The sequence below is a fragment of the Treponema sp. genome (assembly GCF_045641405.1).
Classification (GTDB): domain Bacteria; phylum Spirochaetota; class Spirochaetia; order Treponematales; family Treponemataceae; genus Treponema_D.
Window position 1 is genome coordinate 1 of the sequence record NZ_JAZUGX010000002.1, and the last position, 2,439, is coordinate 2,439.

The 2,439-nt window shown below is 38.4% G+C and carries 2 protein-coding genes and 1 pseudogene; all 3 read right to left on the reverse strand.

All coding sequences use genetic code 11. The annotated features are described in order from the left end of the window. A pseudogene (locus ACKI39_RS00420) lies at window positions 1–215 on the reverse strand (LPD16 domain-containing protein); the annotation flags it as partial. 31 nt (window positions 216–246) lie between these two features. Next, window positions 247–1,224, reverse strand: coding sequence for a hypothetical protein (locus ACKI39_RS00425; protein WP_318693460.1), 978 nt, complete (start codon window positions 1,222–1,224; stop codon window positions 247–249). 90 nt (window positions 1,225–1,314) lie between these two features. After that, window positions 1,315–2,064 carry a hypothetical protein gene (locus tag ACKI39_RS00430; RefSeq protein WP_407396549.1) on the reverse strand — a complete coding sequence of 250 codons (750 nt, stop codon included), beginning with the start codon at window positions 2,062–2,064 and terminating at the stop codon, window positions 1,315–1,317. Window positions 2,065–2,439 lie beyond the last annotated feature (375 nt).

The window sequence follows — 2,439 nt, forward strand, 5'->3', positions numbered from 1 at the left end:
GTTTCTTTGATATGGTTTGCAAAGTTGAGGCTGTTTTCTGCAGCATCGTTCTTCGGATACCATACGTTGTGATTTCTTGAATAGAACCAGCCTTCTTTCTTGAGTTCCTCGCGGATTTCTTCAGCTGGTTTTCCGTTAAAGCGAATGTTAGCTCTTTTGAACTGTTCGCTGTTGATAATCTCCATAGTTACTGGAGTTGTTGTGTTTTCTGCCATAAGTTGTATCTCCTTGTTGTAAGTGCAGTTGTTAACGACTCATTCCTGAGTCCCGATTTTTGCTTGTTGATTGATTCTTCAAATGTGTTTCATCACGGATCTTCCGATGTTCCAGATTGAAGTCTTTTGCCGTATAGGATTTTGCGTATTGAGTTCCAGCATGTAGTGCCTTGCAGATTTCTTTTCCAGCTTTCCATGGTTCAATCTCCTGATTTGCTGTTTCGGAAATGATCCTTTCAAACATGGAATAACAGTTGGCTTCAGCCTGTGGATTGATTTCATTTCTTATTGAAGAACCTGTGGCCAGACTGCAAACGTGTCGTGCCTGAGAATTAACCAGAGTTGTAAAATCAATCTTGTTCGAATTGTCAGGTGAAGTGGTGTAAATTCCAGCAGCTTTCTCACAGACAACTCGTAGGGAATTCTTTAAGTCTTCCAGAGCAGGAACTTTTTCTGTACGGGCTTTTTTTACATTGCTTATATAGTTACTGAAATTCTCATTTGAATAGGCTTCTACATTTTCCTGAGCAGTTTTAACATGCTTTTTGACTGCTTCCTGCGAGCGTTCATCAAGAGAATCCAGGTTGTAAAGAAACTGTGCTTTTGTTTTTGCTCCACCTTCAGCAATATAAAGTTCATTACCAAACAGATGAGTTGCATTTGCATATTTTGTGATACATAGAGCTGGCTGGGCATCTTTCTTGAAATTGAGTCTGATACCTTCGCTTCTCAACTTTTCCAGGACATCGCCAAAAATCCAAACTGAAGAATTGTAATTATTGCTTGCAGCAATCTGTTCAAGAGCAATCAGGTTTTCATCATTTATTATTTTCCCGGTTGAAAGCTCAACAGGCATAGATGATGTTTTTCTTGAGAACTGTGGTAATGTACCGGCCGAAACATTTTTCTTTACGGCCTCAAAAATCTGGTTGTAGAAATATTCATCAGAAGTGAGGTTGTGATTGAATGCAGAACCATCACGCCATTTGGTCTGAATATAATCTGTCATTAAACATCCTTGGGCAGGCTGTTTTTAATGAATAGAAAAAAGGAAGGTGCAAAAACAAATTGTCTTTACACCTTTTAATGAATTCAGATGCTAAAAACACATCTCCATTTCAGGCTTTTTCTGCTTTGGTGCAGCTGACTGAGTGTTTTCGGCAGCGAGAGTTCTGCAGATTTCTGAACCGCGTTTATCAGCTTCAAAGAGAATGTTTGAGAGGGTTGGAAGATTCTTGTCACGCTTTTCTGGATCGCGGATATCGTTTTCCAAAGTTGGCATAATCTTGCTTTTGAATTCTTCTGCAATCTGTGGATCAACAGAAAGTTTCATACCAGAACGACATGCAGCAATGTAACTTCCGAGATATTCCTTTGGATCACTTGAAGCGATTACCATAGAAACATCTTTAAGATTGTCCATCTGCTGAATTTTGTCTTTTGTTGCTGTAATAGCACCTTCAGGATTCTGAGTCTGTTCAGGGAAGAAAAGTGAAGCCACATGAATTTCACCCTGTTCATCCTTGAAATTGTAGAAAACGCCTTTTTCATTTTCTTTGATACTGTTTTCCAATGCAGTTACTGTTGAACGAGGAATTACAATATTTGAATTGTAGTTGTTTTCCATCTTGGCAAACTGAACTGGAATAAGACGGCCGGCAGGGAGACAGTAACCAGAAGCCGCATTGTAAATTGGTTCTGCTTTAATGCTTCCAGTAGCGTCTGGAAGGAATGGAGCCTTGTTTTCTTCAAGGCCACGCTTAAACACCTTTGCATTGTGGTGTGGAATCCAGAATCCGTTGAATTCATCCTTGGATACTGGCTTTTCGAATGGATTGTTCTTGTCCATGTGTAAATCTCCTATGATGTAGAACTTAGAAGTATTTGCTGGGAGACAAATATCAGTACACTGTAGTTCTAAAAATGTACTAAAATAAATATAATGTATTAAACGAAATAAATCAATATTTCTAACTATACATTTATTAAAAAATAGTGTATAAAATAAAATGTGAGATACAATATTACTGTTCATGTGCCGCACACTTTGGAAGTGTCTTACACCTTATTTGCAAAGGGCTACAACATCGAAATCCCTCAATTGTCTGAAGATGAAACAGAGTTTACTTTCAAGTTTCTTGGAGGTACGGTATTTGTATTGTTTTATAACTTCGGACGATTCAAAAAAGCCTATGTTGTTACAGGCTGGCAGGATGAAAGAGAT